Origin of the sequence: Paenibacillus faecalis (assembly GCF_900289175.1) — a bacterium.
GTDB classification, from domain to species: domain Bacteria; phylum Bacillota; class Bacilli; order Paenibacillales; family Paenibacillaceae; genus Paenibacillus_AQ; species Paenibacillus_AQ faecalis.
The window spans coordinates 262,002-282,710 of record NZ_LT985747.1; the positions used below are offsets into that span (position 1 = coordinate 262,002).

General features: G+C 45.4%; 21 protein-coding genes. All 21 read right to left on the reverse strand.

The features are described from left to right. Nucleotides 1-103 precede the first annotated feature (103 nt). Nucleotides 104-1,573, reverse strand: coding sequence for a nicotinate phosphoribosyltransferase (locus tag C8268_RS01245; protein WP_106765989.1), 1,470 nt, complete (start codon nucleotides 1,571-1,573; stop codon nucleotides 104-106). Between the two features lie 52 nt (nucleotides 1,574-1,625). Next, nucleotides 1,626-2,171, reverse strand: coding sequence for a cysteine hydrolase family protein (locus C8268_RS01250; protein ID WP_106765990.1), 546 nt, complete (start codon nucleotides 2,169-2,171; stop codon nucleotides 1,626-1,628). Nucleotides 2,172-2,212: 41 nt separating this feature from the next. Beyond that, the gene (locus C8268_RS01255) at nucleotides 2,213-2,998 is read right to left on the reverse strand and encodes an NUDIX domain-containing protein (protein ID WP_106765991.1); all 786 of its coding nucleotides are present in this window, start codon (nucleotides 2,996-2,998) and stop codon (nucleotides 2,213-2,215) included. 239 nt (nucleotides 2,999-3,237) lie between these two features. Then, on the reverse strand, nucleotides 3,238-3,684 hold the full coding sequence (locus C8268_RS01260) for a YlbF/YmcA family competence regulator (protein ID WP_106765992.1): 447 nt from the start codon (nucleotides 3,682-3,684) through the stop codon (nucleotides 3,238-3,240). 36 nt (nucleotides 3,685-3,720) lie between these two features. Then, a complete protein-coding gene (gene miaB / locus C8268_RS01265; RefSeq protein ID WP_106765993.1) occupies nucleotides 3,721-5,280 on the reverse strand; it encodes a tRNA (N6-isopentenyl adenosine(37)-C2)-methylthiotransferase MiaB in 1,560 nt (519 codons plus the stop codon). Nucleotides 5,281-5,490: 210 nt separating this feature from the next. After that, nucleotides 5,491-6,063 carry a phosphate propanoyltransferase gene (gene pduL, locus C8268_RS01270; protein WP_106765994.1) on the reverse strand — a complete coding sequence of 191 codons (573 nt, stop codon included), beginning with the start codon at nucleotides 6,061-6,063 and terminating at the stop codon, nucleotides 5,491-5,493. A gap of 109 nt (nucleotides 6,064-6,172) precedes the next feature. Further along, complete coding sequence (locus C8268_RS01275; RefSeq protein WP_106765995.1) at nucleotides 6,173-7,039, reverse strand: 2-oxoacid:ferredoxin oxidoreductase subunit beta; 867 nt, start codon at nucleotides 7,037-7,039, stop codon at nucleotides 6,173-6,175. Beyond that, nucleotides 7,040-8,794: a 2-oxoacid:acceptor oxidoreductase subunit alpha gene (locus C8268_RS01280; RefSeq protein ID WP_106765996.1), complete on the reverse strand. Its 1,755-nt coding sequence runs from the start codon at nucleotides 8,792-8,794 to the stop codon at nucleotides 7,040-7,042. 142 nt (nucleotides 8,795-8,936) lie between these two features. Beyond that, nucleotides 8,937-9,893 (reverse strand): dipeptidase, encoded by a 957-nt coding sequence (locus tag C8268_RS01285; RefSeq protein ID WP_106765997.1) that lies wholly within the window; start codon nucleotides 9,891-9,893, stop codon nucleotides 8,937-8,939. Between the two features lie 84 nt (nucleotides 9,894-9,977). Next, entirely contained in the window at nucleotides 9,978-10,238 is a 261-nt protein-coding gene (locus C8268_RS01290) for a stage V sporulation protein S (RefSeq protein WP_054956146.1), read from the reverse strand. 132 nt (nucleotides 10,239-10,370) lie between these two features. Beyond that, complete coding sequence (locus C8268_RS01295) at nucleotides 10,371-11,165, reverse strand: TIGR00282 family metallophosphoesterase (protein WP_199794900.1); 795 nt, start codon at nucleotides 11,163-11,165, stop codon at nucleotides 10,371-10,373. Between the two features lie 84 nt (nucleotides 11,166-11,249). Beyond that, entirely contained in the window at nucleotides 11,250-12,791 is a 1,542-nt protein-coding gene (gene rny, locus C8268_RS01300; RefSeq protein WP_106765999.1) for a ribonuclease Y, read from the reverse strand. A gap of 353 nt (nucleotides 12,792-13,144) precedes the next feature. Beyond that, a complete protein-coding gene (locus C8268_RS01305; protein ID WP_234032645.1) occupies nucleotides 13,145-13,882 on the reverse strand; it encodes a regulatory protein RecX in 738 nt (245 codons plus the stop codon). Nucleotides 13,883-13,991: 109 nt separating this feature from the next. Further along, a complete protein-coding gene (recA, locus tag C8268_RS01310) occupies nucleotides 13,992-15,053 on the reverse strand; it encodes a recombinase RecA (protein ID WP_106766000.1) in 1,062 nt (353 codons plus the stop codon). Nucleotides 15,054-15,298: 245 nt separating this feature from the next. Beyond that, the gene (locus tag C8268_RS01315; protein ID WP_106769796.1) at nucleotides 15,299-16,552 is read right to left on the reverse strand and encodes a competence/damage-inducible protein A; all 1,254 of its coding nucleotides are present in this window, start codon (nucleotides 16,550-16,552) and stop codon (nucleotides 15,299-15,301) included. 67 nt (nucleotides 16,553-16,619) lie between these two features. Further along, nucleotides 16,620-17,201 carry a CDP-diacylglycerol--glycerol-3-phosphate 3-phosphatidyltransferase gene (pgsA, locus tag C8268_RS01320; RefSeq protein WP_106766001.1) on the reverse strand — a complete coding sequence of 194 codons (582 nt, stop codon included), beginning with the start codon at nucleotides 17,199-17,201 and terminating at the stop codon, nucleotides 16,620-16,622. Nucleotides 17,202-17,403: 202 nt separating this feature from the next. Further along, complete coding sequence (locus tag C8268_RS01325) at nucleotides 17,404-17,895, reverse strand: YajQ family cyclic di-GMP-binding protein (RefSeq protein ID WP_106766002.1); 492 nt, start codon at nucleotides 17,893-17,895, stop codon at nucleotides 17,404-17,406. A gap of 196 nt (nucleotides 17,896-18,091) precedes the next feature. After that, a complete protein-coding gene (locus C8268_RS22850; RefSeq protein ID WP_199794794.1) occupies nucleotides 18,092-18,265 on the reverse strand; it encodes a hypothetical protein in 174 nt (57 codons plus the stop codon). A gap of 86 nt (nucleotides 18,266-18,351) precedes the next feature. Then, complete coding sequence (locus C8268_RS01330; protein WP_106766003.1) at nucleotides 18,352-19,317, reverse strand: helix-turn-helix domain-containing protein; 966 nt, start codon at nucleotides 19,315-19,317, stop codon at nucleotides 18,352-18,354. Between the two features lie 31 nt (nucleotides 19,318-19,348). Then, entirely contained in the window at nucleotides 19,349-20,116 is a 768-nt protein-coding gene (locus C8268_RS01335) for a DUF3388 domain-containing protein (protein WP_106766004.1), read from the reverse strand. Nucleotides 20,117-20,379: 263 nt separating this feature from the next. Further along, entirely contained in the window at nucleotides 20,380-20,634 is a 255-nt protein-coding gene (locus C8268_RS01340) for a DUF3243 domain-containing protein (protein WP_106766005.1), read from the reverse strand. Nucleotides 20,635-20,709: the final 75 nt, after the last annotated feature.

Sequence of the window (20,709 nt, forward strand, 5' to 3'; positions counted from 1 at the left end):
AAAAAAAGCGGAGCCCACCGAGGTTTTCGGCAAGCTCCGCTTTATACGGTAGCAGGAAAGTATTTACATCAAGTCTAGCATTGCACCTCTCATAAATCAATTATTACTCATCGTGGTTTTCTTCTTGATGCTCTTCCATATACTCGGCAATAAGCTTTTGCTTCATATCCCAAAGAGCTTCACTAAGGTTAACCCGATAGATTTCGGGATTGAGCTTTCTTAAATATTCCGGCCAAAACTGCAACAGCTGACTGTTATGATAAGTCCGGATTTCTTCCAAGGTTGGAAGCTGATAAACGAGCTCTCCATTCTCGTAAATAGGAGCGAGCATAGAAATAGCGTCAAAATTACGTACATTTTTACGCATATAAGGATGAATCGGATTAAACAGCTTCAATTTTCCGTTTTCCGGCGGCATCTTCTCTTCTGGGAAGCAGATATAATCAGCAATCGCTTTACCGCTTCCCTTGGAAACGATGCGATATACCTTTTTCTTCCCTGGAGTCGTTACCTTTTCCGGGTTTCCGGAGATTTTGATGGTCGGTACCATAACACCGTCCACTTCGCGTTCCACCAACTTATACACTCCGCCAAGCGCTGGCTGGTCTGCAGCGGTAATTAACTGCGTCCCTACGCCCCATGTATCGATTCGCGCTCCCTGTGCCTTAAGATCGAGAATTGTACTTTCATCCAGATCATTCGATGCTACAATCTGAACGTAGTCCAATCCAGCATCATCCAACATTTTACGTGCCTTAATAGACAAGTAAGCCAAGTCCCCGCTGTCGAGCCGAATGGCGTTCATTCTTTTGCCTTGGGCTTCTAGTTTTTTCGCTGTCTCTATAGCATGGGGAACACCGCTGCCTAAAGTATCATAGGTATCAACCAGAAGAGTAACCTGGTCCGGCAACACCTTAGCAAAAATATCAAATGCTTCCTGCTCACTGCGAAACGTTTGAACCCAGGAGTGTGCATGAGTTCCCTTCGTCGGGATACCAAATCTTTCCCCTGCAAGCATATTAGACGTTGCATGAAAGCCGGCTATATAAGCTGCTCTCGCTCCCCACACGGCAGCATCTGCCTCTTGAGCCCGGCGCGTACCAAACTCAAGTAAAATATCTTCACCCGCTACCTGACGAATTCGGGAAGCCTTTGTTGCGATCAGCGTCTGAAAATTCATAAAATTAAGGATTGCTGTTTCCACAAGCTGGGTTTCAAATATCGTACCCTCTACAATGATTAGGGGCTCGTTCGGAAATACAAGCGCTCCTTCTTGCATAGCATAAATGCTTCCTTTGAACCGAAAACGACGCAGTTCATCCAGGAAAGCCTTGTCATAGTTCTCTTCCTGCTTGGAAAGATAATTTATATCATCTTCTGTAAATTGAAGTCTCTCGATATAATTTACAATTCGTTCAAGGCCTGCAAAAACGGCATAACCGTTGCCAAAGGGCAGCTTGCGAAAATAGGCTTCAAATACTGCTTTGGTTTGATGGGAACCATTAATCCAGTGTGCATACATCATATTGATCTGATATTTGTCAGTATGCAGCGCCAGTCCTGCTGTCATCATTCTCGTTCCTCCTCTTGCATTCGGCCGTCCTTTCGAATGCTCTAACTAATCATTAATCTGTGCTTTTAACAACATCCGCACCCAGACTATTTTTAAAGTGGCTGAGTGCCCATTTATGACCTTCTGGATTAAAGCTGGCAACCCCATCTTCATATATCTTGATTGCATAGCCCCGGTTATATGCGTCAATGGCCGTATGCAGTACACAAATATCGGTACATACGCCAATCAAATGAACCTCGGATACTCCCCGCTCCCGCAGTTTAAGATCAAGATCGGTTCCGCAAAACGCGCTATAACGTGTTTTATCCATCCAGTAAATAACGTCCTTACGTGACTCATAAACATCCTTAAGCTCACCATACAGCTCACGTCCGCGTGAGTGTCTAATGTTGTGAGGAGGAAACAGGTTCCGCTCAGGGTGATAAAGATCGCTTTCTTCATGCAGGTCTACTGCCATCACGACAAAATCCCCCCGATCAGCAAATTGCTTGGTCAGCTCCGCTACAGTATGCTGAATCTCTATTGCCGGATCACCCACAGGAAGATTGCCATCAACAAAATCATTCGTGAAATCAACAACAAGCAACGCCTTCATACTGAACACTCCCTTTGAATTTGGTCAAAAACAAGATACCATCAGGTATAAATCGAAAGCAGTGGGGTATGATCTGTAAAGCGGTACAGCTGGGCAGGACGCTGGGAATACTGATTGGAACTAAGCGGTTTCCCGTTTTCATCCCGTACTTCCTCCAAAATCCCTTGCCGACTTCTTGTGGAAGTAATCTTACGGATGAAATTCGGTTCCTTGAATTCTGGGACAACCGTCTGAATAACCTGGTATAGCTCACTTAATGTAAAATGATCAGGTAAAAACTGTTTCGCAATCGTCGTTTGAAGCATTTGATGCTGAATTTTTCGATAGGCATCCAGAATAATATCTTTGTGGTCAAAAGCAAGCTCCAATTGTTCCAGAGCTTCCTCGATCGTAAACAGCCCCACCTCTTCTGCATCATCATTAGCCTGTCTGTGTTCAAGCATCCACTCCTCTACGAGGGCATAGAACGCTTGGCTGATGATCCAGCCCCTCGGATCGCGTCCAGGAGCGCTGTAAACACCAAGAAACTCCAAGTGTCCACCGTCCACTCCGGTCTCTTCCTTCAGCTCCCGCTTGGCCGCATCATAAATCGATTCATCCTCACGGCAAAAGCCGCCAGGCAGCGCCCACATACCGGCAAACGGCCAGGATTTACGCCGAATCAGCATAACTTTAAGCTCTCGAATCGGAAGTGTTTTCGTTACGGTTTTACGTTCCCTTTTCGTCAGCGTAAACATGACGATATCAGCAGGAATTCCGTCCGGTGTTCTGTATTTCTTCTGGCTGCTGTTCGGTTTCTGTTCATTATCCGTCATATTCATCACCATTTATTATCAATTTGATATTATCATTATGACATATTAATTTTTAATGTCAAGGCTTGTTGTTATTTTTTTCAATTGCATTAGAGACCGGGTTGTGAAGTGACGCGTTTCACAAGAAGAAACGCCTTGGCATCCCCATGAGGATGAAAGAGCGTTTCTTTTAAAAGTATGGAGCTGGCATATAGTACCCGATAAATTTTCCGGATGTGAAGAAAAGGCGCGGATCTTTATCCGCACCTCTTCTATCCGCAGCTGCTCGGCGGTACATCCTTGCCTGTTTCTACGTTTATCTTTTGTGAAACGGTGTCGTGTATAACGGATACGACAAGCTGCAGCAAATAATTTATATCACTTTGACTCTGCTGGAACTCTGCAACGAGCGGGATCTGGTCAAGTTCATCCTGCAAATCTTCGATTTCACGTTCAATCTTTTCAACCATTTCTTTATTCTGAAAGGACTCAAATGCAACGATTTCCTTCTGTTTCTTCTTCATGGTCTTAATTAATTCCTGAACGTGCTTATGATGGCGGATCTTCTCTTCCGCCTGCTGAAACATCTTCACTTCTTCACTCGAAGAGATTAACTCTGCAAGCTCTTCAGCTTTAGACATGATATCCTTTTGTATTACCAAATCACGATTATTAAATGTTGGCATACCATGACTGTTTACACGACCCTGCTCCTGCATCAATTCATCGCCCCAATCCATCGAAATGTATATTGGTTAAACCGCATCCGAAGCCTTTAGCGGCTCGGTAATCAAATCTCCTTTAATGTACCAGGTCATCGGGTCCGTTATTTTTACTTGTACAAAGCTGCCGATCAGATCTTTCGATCCTTCAAAATGGACAAGCTTGTTCGTACGTGTCCGTCCGGACAGCATGGCGTCATTGTTCTTGCTGACACCTTCAACCAACACTTCTACAGTCTGACCGAGCAATCGATCATTGCTCATCTTGCTGTACTCGTTGATGGTCTCATTCAGACGCTGAAGCCGTTCGCTTTTGACTTCCATCGAAACATTGTCTTGCATGACAGCCGCCGGTGTTCCTTCTCGCGGTGAATAAATAAACGTGTATGCAGCATCATAACCTACTTCACGTACAAGAGAGAGGGTTTCCTCGAACTGTTCGTCCGTCTCCCCTGGAAAACCAACGATAATATCCGTCGTCAATACAACATCCGGAATCGCTGCTTTAATCTTGCGGACAAGCTCCATGTATGTTTCACGCGAATATTTACGTCCCATTTTTTTAAGCACCTGAGTGCTGCCGGACTGTACAGGCAAGTGAATATGCTCTACCAGATTTCCACCCTTTGCCAACACCTCGATCAACTGATCATCGAAGTCTCGAGGATGGGAAGTTGTAAAGCGAATTCGCGGAATATCGATCTTATGAATATCATCCATCAAATCAGCAAAGCTGTACTTGATATCCGTGAAATCCTTGCCGTATGCGTTGACGTTCTGGCCAAGGAGCGTAATCTCCTTAAAGCCCTGACGAGCAAGCTCACGAACTTCAGATATAACATCCTCCGGTCTGCGGCTGCGCTCCTTACCTCGGGTGAACGGAACGATGCAGTAGGTGCAGAACTTGTCACAACCGTACATAATATTAACCCAACCGCGAAGCCCTTCCCGTTTTTTAGGCAGATTCTCGATAATGTCGCCTTCTTTGGACCACACTTCCACAACCATTTCCTTACTGAACAAAGCTTCACGGATAAGGTGTGGAAGACGGTGGATATTATGCGTTCCGAACACAAGATCGACAAACCCATGCTTTTGCAAAATCCGATTTACAACAACTTCTTCCTGGGCCATGCATCCGCAAACTCCCAACAGCATGTCCGGCTTCTCTGTCTTCAAGCCTTTTAAATGACCCAGCTCACCAAACACTTTATCCTCGGCATTTTCACGAATGGCGCAAGTGTTCAACAAAATGATGTCCGCTTCCTTGCGATCTTCCGTAGGCTGATAACCCATTTGCTCCAGCAATCCCTTGATCGTCTCAGTGTCATGCTCATTCATCTGACATCCAAAAGTGTATATCAGATAGGACTTTCCTTTCCCAATCGTCTTGAGTTCCTCCGGTAAAGCGGTATTATACAGTACCTGAACGTCCTGTTTACCGCGCTGCTTTTCTTGTCTATGATTAGGCTCCGATAAAATATTGATTTCCCGTCCCCGAATCCGGATTCTCTTGCCGTTCTCGTCCTCAGACAAAATTTTGGCGTCCGAGAAATCAAAATATTTGGAGTAGTCCTTCTTATCTTTGGACATACGTTAGGTCACTCCTTAAATTCCGCTATAATCGATGTTATTCATTGATTCTATCCTGTAGGCACTGCTCTTAATTATATCATGATCTTTCATCCTAATCTACTGCGCATAGTGATGGGTAAACAATACTTGTCTACATCACTCTTGGCAAATAAAAAAAGAGCCAATCAACAGGTTCACCCTGTTAACCAGCTCTTTCGATAATGAATATTAACCTACGATTTCTGCAGTATCGCCTGTTTTGGCACCGGCAGCATTCGCTTCGTCTGTATCAATATGCATATCCAAAGCAAAGTTGTCAGAAACACGTGCAACGACATTCTCCAGTACAAGACCGCGCTCTCCGCCAAGACGTACTTTAAGCATTTGCTTGTCTTGAATGCCCCATTTTTCAGCATCGGAGGTGTGGAAATGGATATGACGGGCCGCGACAATCACACCCTTGTCCAATGTAACTTCACCAGCAGGACCTTTAATGGTGATGCCCGGTGTATCTTCAATGTTCCCGGATTCACGAACCGGCGCTTTTACACCAAGTGCAAAAGAATCTGTACGGGAAATTTCCAGCTGGGATGCTGGTCTAGCAGGTCCCAAAATTCTGACTTTATCGAATTGCCCTTTCGCACCGATCACAGCCACCGTTTCGTTAGCTGCAAATTGGCCCGGTTGGGACAACGGTTTAAATTCGGTCAATTGGTAGCCAGGTCCAAACAATGTTTCAATATGCTCCTGAGTTAAATGAATATGGCGGGCCGACACACCCACAGGTACAGTTTTGTTCATCTGTCTCACTCCTTGTTTTCTCTATAGCTGTACATGCCAACTTCTATTATACTCTCTATTACCCAAAAATAAAAAGGCAGTACGGGTTTTCCGCCTGCCTTAAACGAACTTATTTAAATTCTGCTACAAGATTGTCAAATTGTTTCCTGCTGATTTGAAGATTCTGATGAGCAAGCGGAGTATCTTGGAATCCAGGAACTTGGTCCTCATAGCATTTCCGGCTATGATCCTGATAGATCAACCCTGTAATCATACCACCTGTTTCCATCAGCTTTGTCATGGCAGCGACCCGGTTTGAAGGATCATAATCCGGGAAACTCTCCAAATTAACAATATTTTCTTTAAACCACTCATACGTATTTATTTTATTGAACGTGACACACGGGCTGAATACATTGATGATTGAGAAGCCTTCGTGCTTGATACCTGCCTCGATTAATGCCGTTAGCTGCTTGATGTCACTTGAGAAAGACTGAGCGACAAAAGTGGCACCTGCTGAAAGCGCCAATTCCAACGGCGATAGAGTCGACTCGATCGCACCGTCCGGGGTGCTCTTGGTTACAAAGCCCTCTGCGCTTCGCGGAGAGGTTTGTCCCTTGGTCAGTCCATATATTTGGTTATCCATCACGATATACGTAATGTTCATGTTTCTGCGAATGGCATGAATGGTATGTCCTATACCGATCGCAAACCCGTCCCCGTCACCGCCTGTTGCGATTACGGTTAAATCGCGGTTTGCAAGCTTTACACCCTGTGCGATCGGCAATGCACGTCCATGAATACCGTGCAGTCCATAAGCATGAATGTATCCCGATATCCGGCCAGAACATCCGATTCCCGATATGACAGCAAGTTCCTCCGGTGTAAGTCCACAGCTCGCTGCAGCCCGTTGAATAGCGGCTTGAATGGAAAAGTCGCCACAACCAGGACACCAGTTTGGTTTGACATTGTTACGGAAATCTTTAAACGTAGCCATCTATACCAGCTCCTTGCTGTCGACGTAGACATTTTTGTATTCGTTATAAATAATAGACGGAAGAAACGGATTGCCATCATATTTAAGTACACTGTTAAGCTTCTCACTGCCGCCAACATGCAATTTAACAAGATTCGCGAGTTGAGCAGTTGCGTTATTCTCAACGACGATAACTTGTCTTGCCTGATCAACATAAGGCTTGATTGCATCTGCAGGGAACGGGTGAAGCAAACGTACGGTAATATGGTTCGTCGTAATCCCTTCATTTTCTAGCAGCTCACGCGCTTGATCGATCGTTCCGCCTGTGGACCCCATTCCTATAATTAGAAGATCAGGCTTCTCATATGGAGCATCCACCCGTATCGGATTACTTATTTTAATCTGACTCATCTTACCCAAACGTTTATCCATCATTTTCTTGCGATTTTCTGCCGATTCCGATGGTCTTCCCGCTTCATCATGTTCAACACCGGTTACGTGATGAATCCCGTGTTTCATTCCAGGCAAAACACGTGGTGATATGCCGCTGTCCGTAAACTCATATCGCTTGAACAGACTCTTCTCTTCTTGCTCCGGCACGCTGCTCACAAGATTTCCACGATCTATGACAATCTTGTCGTAATCCAGCAGTTCACATGACTGCTTGCCAAGAGACAACTGCAAATCTGTGACGACAATAACCGGAACCTGATACTTCTCTGACAAGTTAAAAGCCTCTACCATATCATAAAAGCAATCTTCAATCGTGCTTGGTGCAAGTACAATCTTCGGTATTTCTCCATGTGTTCCGTGAATCATGGCGTTTATATCACTTTGCTCCTGCTTCGTCGGCAATCCCGTACTCGGACCACCTCGCTGGGTGTCAACAATAACAACCGGCGTTTCTATCATTCCAGCTAATCCGATCGCTTCCATCATAAGGGACAGTCCCGGTCCAGCAGAAGCGGTCATTGTACGAACTCCAGCGTAGTTGGCACCAATCGCCATAGTGACTGCAGCAATTTCATCTTCTGTTTGAACGACAGTGCCGCCGAAGTGAGGGAGCTTTTTGATCAAATATTCCATAATTTCAGAAGCAGGAGTGATCGGATAAGCGCTCATTAAGCGGCAGCCTGCGGCTACAGCACCAAGACCGATCGCATCGTTGCCGATCATGAACAGCTTTTGCTTCCCATCAGCCGGGCTTAACCTGAACTCGTCCAGCGGACCGCCTGCAAGCTCCAGCACATAATCTGAGCCGCGTTTAACGGCCTCCACGTTGTTCTCTACAACAGCCGCACCTTTACGCCCAAACTCTTCTTCAACGGCGCGATTGAACACATCTAAAGGCAGGCCAAGCAGCGCCCATGACGCACCGGAGGCCACCATATTTTTCATAAGAGAGGTTCCAAGCTCCTCCGCTATAGCTGTGATAGGCACAGGAAATAACCGGATATCGGAACCGTCCGGAATGACAGGGTTAAATTTCGCATCTGCAACAATAACACCGCCCGGGCGAAGCTCATGTGCATTCAGATCAATCGTTTCTTGATCAAAAGCAACCAAAATATCCAGATCATCTGCGATCGACCGGATCGGCTTTGTGCTTATCCGTATTTTATTATTCGTATGTCCGCCCTTAATCCGGGACGAAAAATGCCGATAACCATAAAGGTAATATCCAAGCCGGTTTAAAGCTGTCGAAAAGATACGGTCCGTACTTTCGACACCTTCGCCCTGCTGCCCCCCGATTTTCCACGATAATTGACTGATCAACCTCTCCACTCCCTTTTTTTATATAAAAGCATCTGATTCGGTGTTTCTTTCAAAAAAATAGGAAACGTTTAATTACGATAAAGTTTATCGGTTTAATGGTAAATTGGCAAGAAATATTTTCTTGACATAGGTCTATTATAGTTTATGAACGAGATTCCTGCTGTTCAGGCAGATGTTGTTCAAGAAAATTTAACGCATTCTCGGACATCCAACCCCGTACCAGCTCCTCCGGATAATGCTTCAGCAGCTTGTTCCCCCACTCCTGATACTTACCGGGGTTCTCCAACCCTTTAACCCACTGATCGATCCCGTCAAAATCAGACCCAAACATTATATGACGCTCTCCCCCAAGTGAACAAACCCGTTCAATATGAGGTAGTAGATCTTCCGGCTGAACCGATGCCGTGTCATCACGGATAAACCATGGTACAAATGTTAACCCAATTCGACCATCCATCGCAACAATTGCGCGAATTTGTTCATCACTCAAGTTGCGCGGATGGGGACAGACTCCATAGGCATTAGAATGAGAAGCAATGAAAGGACGGGAAACCAACTCTGTGAGCTCCCAAAATCCAGCTACCGATAGATGGGATACATCCAGAATAATACCGAGTTTATTACAGAGCTCAACCATCTCTCTTCCCTTATTCGTAAGCCCCCCTCCTCGCTTCTCCATAACGCCATCCGCAGCCCAGTTGACATGATTCCAGGTAAGTCCCATGAATCGTATGCCAAACTCATAACAAAGGCGTACATAAAACAGATCGCCCTCTAGACCATCCACTCCTTCTAGAGAGAGAAGCCCCCAGCGACTTTTTCCGCTTCGCACATCCTCGATTTGATCACGCCACTTTAACCACTGCAGATTCCCTGTCTCAATCAGTCTGGTGCGGAAGAGTTCCAATTGAGCTATCACTCGTTCAAATGAGGGCTGTCCATAGTGCTCTGATAAAAATATTGCGAACACCTGCAGTACAACATCGCCCTTTTCCATAGACTGCAAATTAACATCCAAGCCCGGACAGCGTTCAAAAGAAGCCTCCGGGTTTTTCCACAACTTGCTGAGCACATCACAATGAAAATCCACTACCTTCATTCGCATATCCCCCTGTCATTCAAACCATAGCAAAAAGCCTGTTTACTTTGCAGGTAAACAGGCTCACCCTCAACACTCCATCAATTATCTAGGTTCTACGATCAATTTAATCGCCGTCCGGTCCTCTCCATCAATCACAATATCCGTAAAAGCCGGGATGCAGATCAGGTCTACCCCGCTTGGTGCTACAAATCCCCGGGCAATCGCTACGGCCTTCACAGCCTGGTTCAGTGCTCCCGCCCCAATTGCCTGAAGCTCGGCACCGCCGCGTTCGCGGAGAACTCCAGCCAGCGCTCCTGCAACTGAATTCGGATTGGATTTAGCTGAAACTTTTAATACTTCCATGATAAGTACCTCCCCTGGGAATGTTGAGTGATGGTTTGCTTTCGTTTACTAGATGTTATTTCATAAGTGGGGAAAAGATTCCTTCTTTTTTCCAAACCCTCCTTATTTACTCTTAAACCTACAGATGCTATTTTAATCCATTCTCCATTCATCTTCATAAAGACGGATTTTTTCTATTTTTTTCGCTTTGCCAGTCGCATCGTCAAGCTGTACAAAAACCGCATGGAAATGCCACTTTCCTTCATCAACTTGAAAACGGGCCGGAAGCTGAGTTTTGAATTTATACAGAACCGCTTCGCGCTGCATCCCCAGCACTCCTTCTTTAGACCCAACCATGCCTGTATCTGTCAAATAAGCTGTGCCATTCGGCAGAATCGTATCATCATTGCTCTGCACATGGGTATGAGTACCGACAACAATAGATGCCCGACCATCCAAATGCCAGCCCATGGCAATCTTTTCAGAAGTAGCTTCAGCATGAAAATCAACCAATATATGCTTATGCTTCATTCGGAGCTTATCCATAATTTCATCTGCTGCTCGAAACGGGCAGTCAATTGCCGGGAGATAAGTCCGGCCCATCAAATTCACAATCGCGAGTTCTTTACCATTTGCTTTTATTACCGTATAGCCACGTCCTGGGGTTCCAGGAGGTAGATTAGCGGGTCTTACGAGCCGGGATTCATCATCGATAAACTCAAAAATATCACGGTTATCCCAAGTGTGATTTCCCATCGTTATCCCATGAATCCCCCAATTGAAAAACTCATTGGCGATCGCAGATGTAATTCCCCGTCCCGAAGCTGCATTCTCACCGTTGACCACAATGATATGTGGATTGTATTTGGATTTCAATTCCGGCAAGGAAGCTCTTAGAGCTTTCCGGCCTGTCTTGCCAACAATGTCTCCTATAAATAAAACGTTGATGCCCATCAACCCCTCTATTCCTTAAAAATTTCAATATAAAATTATAAAAAGTGGCCGCTACTCGGCCACTTTTTATCTGGAACTTTATTTCGCGTAATCAACCGCTCGGGTTTCACGAATAACCGTGACTTTGATATGTCCAGGGTAATCCAGTTCATTCTCAATGGTCTTGGTAATATCACGTGCCAAGCGGAAAGCTTCAGCATCATCAATTTTATCAGGCTGTACCATCACGCGAACTTCACGTCCTGCTTGAATAGCATACGATTTCTCGACACCTTCAAATGACTCGGTGATGGCTTCCAGTTTCTCGAGACGCTTAATATAAGTCTCCAGCGTTTCTCTGCGCGCCCCCGGTCTTGCCGCAGACAATGCGTCAGCCGCACCGACTAACATAGCAATAACAGAAGTCGCCTCGCAATCGCCGTGGTGAGAAGCAATGCTGTTGATAACTACCGGATGTTCTTTGTACTTCTTCGCTAGCTCCACGCCAATTTCAACGTGCGACCCTTCCACTTCGTGATCCAGCGCTTTACCGATATCATGCAACAACCCGGCTCGTTTCGCCAATGTGATGTCTTCACCAAGTTCTCCAGCAATAAGGCCTGTCAGGTAAGCCACTTCCATGGAATGTTTAAGCACATTTTGTCCATAGCTTGTACGGAATTTCAAACGACCTAATATCTTGATCAGGTCAGGATGCAAACCATGCACACCAACCTCGAAAGTTGCCTGCTCTCCATACTCGCGAATCCGTTCATCCACTTCCTTACGGGATTTCTCCACCATTTCTTCAATACGAGCCGGATGGATCCGTCCGTCCGCGACCAATCTCTCCAAAGCCGTACGAGCAATTTCACGGCGAATCGGATCGAAACCTGAAAGTATAACCGCTTCCGGTGTATCATCGATAATAAGATCAATACCTGTAAGGGTTTCAAGTGCACGGATGTTACGACCTTCACGACCAATAATCCGGCCCTTCATTTCTTCGTTCGGAAGTGTCACTACGGAAACCGTCGTCTCCGCTACATGATCAGCTGCACAGCGTTGGATGGCAAGTGTAATAATCTCGCGCGATTTTTTGTCTGCCTCTTCCTTAGCCTGCTGCTCGAGTTCCTTGATCATCTGCGCGGTTTCGTGGCGAACTTCCTGCTCTACGTTGTTTAGAATAATGCTTCTGGCATCTTCCATGGTCAGATTCGAAATCCGCTCCAGCTCAGACACCTGGTTTTTGTAAATAACATCAATCTGCTGTTGAGTTTCTTCAATTCGTTTCTCTTTGTTCGCCACTTGTTCTTCTTTTCGTTCCAAAGATTCTAATTTTTTATCCAGCGATTCTTCCTTTTGCAACAATCTGCGTTCTTGTCGTTGAATTTCATTTCGACGCTCGCGAATGTCTTTTTCAGCTTCGGCTCGAACTTTGAATACTTCATCCTTAGCTTCGAGTACCGTTTCTTTCTTCAGCGCTTCCGCTTCCTTCTTCGCGTTTTCCACGATCTGCACAGCGGCATGTTCTGCGCTGGAAATCTTAGCTTCTGCAAGGTTTTTGCGAATAAAATAACCGAACCCAAAGAATATAGCGGCAACGAAGAGAACGATTATGACCCAGATCAAAGGTTCCATCTGTTCACCTCCTCGTTGGTTCCTCCAAGGCATTCCTTGGGAATGTTCAATTGTCATGTTACTTCAGCTTCATACATAAACCCCGGCAATTCAGTCTGCCGTCAACACGCGTATCGTTGTTTAACATACGCACGCATAGCCCGCCGCTACCGGCAGATTACATTTCACTATGATTTTGGCGAATCACAATCGAATCTTTCATAAAAAGTAACTTTTTTGGAAGGAAAAAGGCACCTATAAATGATAAAGATTCTTTTTCATTTTATTCTTTCTGAAAAGATATTGTCAAGGGAAAGCCATGGGTTCATGACGATGATCACCCAAATGAACCTTTTTTTAGTTCCTCTATTATCTTAGTCAAACATCTCGGGCTCTTCAAGAGTCTCTTCCGTTTCATGATCCTCTGCAATGAATTGATTGATAATTTTCCGTACCTGTTCACCGGTAAACCCTCGGCGCATTAAAAAAGCCCCCGTCTTACGCTTTCGTTCCAAGGCATCTCCTTTAGTCTGATACCATTTTTTTCTGCCTATAATATAAGCGCTTTGCAGTTCATCCTCTTCACTTACTTCATTCAAAGCTTTGGCAATGAGCTCCGTCTGTATACCTTTCTGACGCAGTTCCTGCCTAACCCACATTCTTCCCTTCTTCTGCCCCGTAATCCGCTGCTCAGCCCACTGTTTGGCATAGAGCTCATCATCAACCAGCCTCTCCTGCTGGAGCCTGATCACCGTTTCCTCTATACCTTCCGCTGTCATTCCTTTCTGGTGAAGACGCCGAGCGATCTCCTGGGCCGTTCGAGGTTTCCGCTCTAGAAATTTCAGCGCCTCCACATAGGCTTGCTGCCTCTCATCTGCAGCAACGATCTCTTTCAGTTCTTCCTTGCGGAACACGCTCCCCTTCATCATCCGAAATTGAATCATAATATCTTCGTGAATTGATAAAACATATGAATCAAAAGCGATCTGATAACGATGCTTCGGCTTTCGCAGCATCTTCACAGAAGTGATGATCAACTCCTCATCATCCGGAAAATGAGAGAGGTCATTTATCTTTTCCTCTATGAGCTTGCGGCTGTACTCCATATCCATTATTCTCCCTCCTGGTCAGCAAGCAAAAAAACGCTTGCCGTCTAGAATAAAACTCAATCGGCAAGCGTCTCTACTTGAATTTATAAAGCCTTTTAATATGTGCGGCGATCTATTTTTCTTTAAACAATTCTTGTTCTTCCAGCTCTTCCTGTGCCTTTTCACTTTCACTTTGGGCAGGTACAGTTGTGGTCAAGTTACTGGCTTCACGGATTTTACCCTCAATCACATCAGCAATCTCCGGATGCTCTTTCAAGAATTGCTTTGCATTCTCACGGCCCTGGCCCAAACGCTCGCCAGAGAAGGAATACCACGCACCGCTCTTATCCACAATATCAAGCTCCGTACCGATATCAACCAAGCTTCCCTCTTTCGAGATCCCTTCACCATACATAATATCAATCTCGGCTTGTTTAAATGGTGGAGCCACTTTATTCTTTACAACCTTAACTCGCGTACGGTTACCTACCACATCGTTCCCCATCTTGATGCTTTCAATACGACGAACGTCAAGACGGACGGTTGAATAAAACTTCAAGGCTCGGCCCCCTGGTGTAGTTTCCGGGTTACCGAACATAACACCGACCTTTTCACGAAGCTGGTTGATAAATATGGCAATTGTTTTGGATTTGCTGATCGCTCCGGACAATTTACGAAGGGCTTGTGACATGAGACGAGCTTGCAGACCTACGTGTGAGTCACCCATGTCCCCTTCGATCTCCGCTTTCGGAACGAGAGCCGCTACCGAGTCAACAACAATTATATCGACAGCACCGCTGCGAACAAGAGCTTCGGCGATTTCAAGCGCCTGTTCGCCCGTATCCGGCTGGGACAACAGAAGCTCATCAATGTTAACACCAAGCTTGCTGGCGTATGATGGGTCCAATGCATGCTCTGCATCGATAAATGCAGCTTGTCCGCCTACTTTTTGAACTTCTGCTATGGCATGGAGTGCAACCGTAGTTTTACCGGAAGATTCCGGTCCGTAGACCTCAATGATCCGGCCTTTAGGCAGACCACCTGTTCCCAATGCTATGTCCAATGCCAAAGATCCGCTTGGCACGATTTCCACTTGCATATGGGTGGATTCACCCAGTTTCATAATAGAACCTTTACCGAACTGTTTCTCTATCTGGCGAAGCGCCATATCCAGCGCAGCACGACGATCTGACAATGATTCCACAACCCTTCAATTGTTGATAGTAATATCATACCTTGTTTTTTAACGTTTGCCAAGCTTTTTTTCGAACATACATTCGTATTTTTTTAGAACGCTCCCTCCCCCGACTTAACCGCCGCGGCAGCTTCCAAAACAGCAAAAAACCGCGGCCACATCATAAATGCCACGGTTCTTCCGTATACCGATTATACAATTAGACTCCCGACGATTCAAGTCTATTGCTAAATTATTACTGAAGCTTACGTTGCTTGAAGCCTGCGCCATAAATGGTATAACAACGCCTTGGTTGCGCGGATGCGCACCATGTCCCTGTCTCCCCTTAAGTGAAGTTCATAAACCTCGGTCTTCTTTCCGCGTTCAGATAACCCGATATACACAAGACCTACCGGTTTATGTTCGGTCTCCCCTGGACCTGCAACACCCGTCACTGACAGACCAAAGTCACTATCCGCCACCATCCGCACCTGCTCCGCGAGCACCTCTGCTACTTCAATGGAAACAGCACCTGGGGCATTCTCGCCTTCAAGCAGCCGCTGCGGGACATGGACCAGCTTGTGCTTGATCTCGTTCGTATAGCAGACAATCCCGCCAAGAAGCACCGTCGCGCTGCCTGGAATGGATGTAATGGTATCCATAACAAGGCCACCGGTACAGCTTTCCGCAGCACTAAGGGTTAAGCCGCGCTCAGTCATTATATCGACAATCACTTTTTCAATGGGAACATCTTCATTTGCGTACAGATGATCCGGTACGATATCCTTGATCTGTTTTTCCAGTCTGTCCAGCTTCTCCATTGCCTCTCTCTCACTTGGAGCCTTTGTAGACAGCCGAACCGTCACTTCTCCTTCTTTGGCATATAGAGCTATCGTTGGATCGGTCTGGACGGTGATCAAATCCGACAGACGATCATCCAATGCAGACTCGCCAATCCCGGCAAACTTGAGCATCTTAGAGTAAAGCGGCAGCTCTTTCGTAAGAACATGCTGCATCAACCAGGGAACAGCTTGCTTCTCAAACATCGGCACAAGCTCTCTCGGAGGCCCTGGAAGCACAATATAGTGCGTATCTTCATATGTAATTGCATTTCCAACGGCAAGACCGGTTTCATTCGGCAGCGGCGTTCCACCATCAATCGTCAATGCCTGACGCTTGTTGTTCTCGGTCATCTCTCTGCCACGATCCATGAAAAAACGGTCAATATTGTCCATCGCCATCCGGTCAATGTGTAGCGAGCTGCCTATAAATTCGGCTAGAGCTTCCTTCGTAACATCATCTTGTGTCGGTCCAAGACCTCCGGTCAATACGACAATGTCAGCACGCCGGCTAGAAAGTCTTAGCACTTCTTTAATCCGCTCTATATTATCCCCAACCACGCTCTGGTAATAAAGGTCGATTCCCATGCCTGCGAATTGCCTTGATAAATACTGGGCGTTAGTATTCGTAATTTGTCCGAGCAGCAGCTCGGTTCCTACCGCAATGATTTCAGCCTTCATTTTAAACCTCCCGATCATCCCAACTTTAGAAAAAAACAATAGGATTCCTCCTATTGCTTTCCAGCCTTTAATCCCCCCGGAGAAGGTGTTTGTTTTTCACAAAATATTCCAACCCGGAATAGATCGTGATCAGAACAGCCGCCCAAATGGCAATCTGGTCAAACGGAATTCCCAGAAACACAAACGGAAAATTGTTAATGAGCAGTGCCACAATAGCGACGATCTGGATCACCGTCTTTAACTTTCCCGAATTCCCCGCAGCCATAACAGCCCCGTCAAGAAGGGCGATTTGACGCAAGCCGGTCACAGCAAACTCACGGCTGATGATCACGACCACCATCCAAGACTCAACCTTCCCCATCTCCACCAGCGAGATGAGCACTGCTGCTACAAGCAGTTTATCTGCGAGCGGGTCCAGCAACTTGCCAAGATTGGTTACCATATTATTCTTGCGGGCAAGGTAACCGTCAATCCCATCCGTACTGGCGGCCAAGATGAAGATCAAAGCAGCAATAAGCTGATTGTATGGCAGTGTAAAATCATTCCATACGATCGGTTCAGGATAAAAATCGAAATCCACCAGTAAAAAAATCATCATAATGGGGATCAGGCAAATCCGGGCCAGCGTTATGCGATTCGGTAAATTCATGAAGCAACCTCCCTATATTGGGGTTGAGAGTTTCCAAGTTCTTATGTACAAGAAAAAAAGTTAGGAGCACACCTATACCTGCACTCATCCGCCAATAATCTTTCCGCTTACTTGTAATATCGATTTTCAGTATAATATCAAGGCTCGTCCGATGTCAAAAAATAAAAAAACCTCCTCCTCGCACACGAAGGGAGGCCAAGGTTTACTTCAGGTTCGTAAACTGCAGATCAAGCGGAAGTTCCGCTTTGTTTAGCAGCTGCATAACAGCCTGAAGATCGTTTTTACTTTTGCCTGAAACCCGAATCTGGTCCCCTTGTATCTGGCTTTTCACCTTCAGCTTCGAATCGCGGATCAGCACGTTGATCTTCTTGGCGTTATCCTGATCAATCCCCTGCTTAAGCGAAAGACGTTGTCTGACGGTACCGAGTGAAGCCGGTTCAATTTTTCCGTAATCTACATTTTTTAACGATAGTCCGCGCTTTACCATTTTGGATTGTAAAATATCGATGACCGCATTCAACTTGTATTCATCATCGGAGGTAATGATGAGGATGTCTTTTTCCAGCTTCAAACTACTTTTGCTTCCTTTAAAGTCGTATCGGTTCTGGATTTCACGCTCCGCCTGGTTAATTGCGTTGCTTAATTCCTGCATGTCCATCTTGGACACAATATCAAATGAATGTTCAGAACTCATAGTCATTCCTTCCTTTCAAAAAACAATATGTACAATCTATTATAGGTTATGATTGAGGCGGAAGTCTAATCCATATGGCAATTTTGTCATGACAAGAAAATACGCCTTTGTTGGTTTTTTTTACGAGGCGCGACGCTTCTCGAAGCAAAAAGACCTCGTTCTTACCTTTTGGGTAAAAACGAAGCCTCTTAACCATCTAACTGTCCCTGCCTCTGCTCCTTGCGGGCTGACGAAACATATCAAGAACACCCAATATAACATGGGCAAGCCCGAAACCGAGAATACCATAACCCCAATCATTCGGAATCAGATAATATCCCAATAGGCTTACAATCATGCCAAGGCCAGCTATAATCCAGCCGACGGTCATCAGAACTCCACCTCCCCAGGAAAAGACAAAATAGCGAAATTTCACATTCCACACACCGCTATTAATTTATCCTGAGAAGAAAGGGTCTATTCTTCGTCTGTTTCTGTGCTGTCACTGTCGGTCGTTGTGGAGTCTGCCGGTTCTAATAACAGACGAGAAGTCGACTTTCCGTCTGTAACAACCTGACCCCCTACCGTAATCACTGTGGCCGGAGAATATGCCGATTTGACATACATCCCCTGACTATCCATTTCAAAGCTGAACGAATCACCCGCATTCACCATTTGATACAATAACTTCTCACCTTGTGAATTATAACCGCGATAAATTTCGACCCAGCTTTCTCCCGATGCCTCGATTTCCACTTTTACAGGCGTTCCTTCAGGTGATGCTACTTTGAACACCGTGCTCTTTCCCTGCTTGCGATCTTCCGTCACCGTAACCTGACCTTCCTGCTCTTTAGCAGGATCTTCTTCAGTGTCTGTTACACCTTCGTCTGTGTCAGTTCCGGGGTCTGTTTCTGTACCTTCCCCATCGCCTTGATCAGCACCTCCATCACCCTGAGCACCGCCAGGATTCGGTGTCGACTCTTCCCCGCCTTTATTAGCTGGTTCGGCCGGTTCGTTCTGTGTCGTTGGCGGAGTGATCTTATCCGGTGCAGAATTGTTAGCATTAGAAGCGTATATATAAATAACAACGATAATTAATATAGGAAAGGTCCACATTAATGCAGTTGGGAGCCAACTGAAATTACGCTCGGAAGACGTACGTGCAGAACGCTTCTGAATAACAGGCTCCATCGTTGATTCCGGCTGTGGTTTAGGTACGTCCTGCTTATGGCCCTCAAGCAATTCATCCGGATTTAAACCTACCGCTTCCGCATAGGTTTTGATGAATGCCCGGACATAAAAACTGCCTGGGAGGACTTTATAATCCCCTGCCTCGATGGCTTCTAAGTATCGCTTGCGTATTTTTGTCATTTCTTGCACATCATCCAGGCTCATGCCCTTTTGAAGACGTGCCTCCCTTAATTGTTGTCCTAATTCGGACATGCCATCACCTCCTCTTGGATTTTGCGGTTACTTACAGATCTTCACTGTATGAACCTGTGAATGTATCATAAACGATTTCTTCACCAGGATTGTTTCGCAATTCGATTAAAATATCAAAATCATCATAAGAATATTCCGATTCCCGAACAAAAATATCAGGATGCTCAATCACTTTGGTGCTCTCCATCGACATGATGTCTTGCAGAAGTTGATAATGCTTTTCGTTAGAGCGAATGGTACTGACTATGCCATCAATAATAAATACATTGGAGGGATTCATTTCATCCTCGGAAAGTTGGCTTCGCATCGTTTGTCTCAGTAACGTGGAGGAAACAAAAGTCCATCTTTTCATAGCACATACACTGCCCGCGATAATGGATTCAGTCTTACCGACACGAGGCATCCCCCGAAGACCGATCACCCGATTTCCTTCCTTCTTAAACAATTCACCCAAAAAATCAACAAGTAAACCGAGCTCGTCACGAGTAAAACGAAACGTCTTATGATCATCCGAATCGCGATTAATGTAGCGGCCATGACGAACCGCCAAAATATCAACCAGTTTAGGCGGTCGAAACGCCTTTACGGTTATATTTTCGACTTTTTTCAACATTTTACCCATCAATTCGATCTTCTCTTCATCGTCGGTTTCGAGCAGCATACCTCTGGTCTGACCTTCAACACCGTTGATCGTCAAAATATTCACTTCCATCATTCCGAGCATAGAAGCGATATCACCGAGTAACCCCGGCCTGTTTTTATGTATCTCGTATTCCATATACCATTGTTTAGATCCCACAAAGACACCTCGACAAACTTCGATTTACACCCATTTTATAGTTGGTTTTACATATTTAGGAACAAGGAAAAGAGCATTAAAAAATGGGTCACGTTAATGATATATAAAATGAAAATGAAAGGCAAGGACAACTCTGTAACCATTCGAACAAGCATAAACGGCTTAAAGCCGTCTTTAAAAGACATGGTTTATCATTTGATGAAAAAAATTTAACTAGACTTTCATTTTAAAAAGCCCCCTGCTGTTAGGGGGCCGCTCTTAAACTAAGCGTTGTTTTTGGCCAGTTTGACCATCAACCGGGCAATCGTGCGGCGCTCTTCCTCATTACCCACATCCCAAAGCTCTTTGAGGGCACGGTTGGAGGAGTTTTGAGGGTCGATTTTCTGATCAAGAAAATCACCGATTTCATAAGCGAGCTGCGAAATCGTATCTTCATTCATTCCCGCTTTCTCGGCTTGAACGACACGCTCACCAAGAAACTTTTTCCAAGAATCGAAATTTTTGAGTACGGATGACATGGATTAATCCTCCTTTTGCTTGTTGCAATTGAGATTTAAATGAACATTAATAATATGTCCCAGTACTCCATTCGC